The sequence below is a fragment of the Mesorhizobium sp. M4A.F.Ca.ET.050.02.1.1 genome (assembly GCF_003997725.1).
Taxonomy (GTDB): Bacteria; Pseudomonadota; Alphaproteobacteria; order Rhizobiales; family Rhizobiaceae; genus Mesorhizobium.
Map to the genome: position 1 here is coordinate 1 of NZ_RZSG01001354.1, position 747 is coordinate 747.

Annotated in this window: 1 protein-coding gene; it reads left to right on the forward strand. The window is 62.2% G+C overall.

Going from position 1 to position 747, the window contains the following annotated elements; genetic code table 11:
* Positions 1 to 244 precede the first annotated feature (244 nt).
* A partial coding sequence (locus EOA33_RS37450; RefSeq protein WP_245482599.1) for a GGDEF domain-containing protein occupies positions 245 to 747 on the forward strand: 503 nt, incomplete at its 3' end.

Here is a 747-nt window from a genome sequence, read left to right on the forward strand (position 1 = left end):
GGCATATTCGGACCGCCTCGCTAGTTTGCCAGTGTAACCAGGGCCCGTTCACCTTAGGCTGCCCGCCAGGCCTGCGCCAACAGCCGCCTTCGATATTTGTTTTGTTAACCCTTGCGGCGCAGTTTTCTTGGCGCGGGCCGGTTTGATCGGTCTTTCCGCACCATCGATCAAATTGTACGGATCGTCGAAACCGAAATTGCAACACACCGGCCTTATGCCAGCGCATCGGACAGGAGATTGGCCAGTGACCAAACCGACAGCGACCCCCCCTGCACAAGCCTGGAAAGATGTCGCGTGGCTGACGGTGCTGGGGACGGCCGCTTGCCTCATCCTCTCGCTCGGCCTCAACTACCTGCTTTTGTTCAGCGAGGCGCTGACGCCGTTCGCGCGCAGCGTGATCACGGCAACGCTTGTACCGGTTGCCATCGGCCTGCCGCTGTTCCTGCTGCTCGGCTCGAAGCAGGCCGAGATCCGCCGCTATCGGCAAGAGCTCAACCGGTCGGCGACTTATGACAGGCTGACCGGCTGCCTGAACGGACCAGTCTTCACGTCGATGGTGGACCGACGGGCCGCGAAACCGTCCGAGGACGGGCCGCGCTCCGGCGCTTTCCTGGTCATCCATCCCGAGCATCTCAAATCCCTCAACCTGCGCTTCGGCCTGGAGTGGGGCGACGAGGCGCTGCGGCTCATCGCCTCGACCATCCAGTCATCGGTTCGTAAGGAGGATCTCGTCGGCCGCATTGGTAC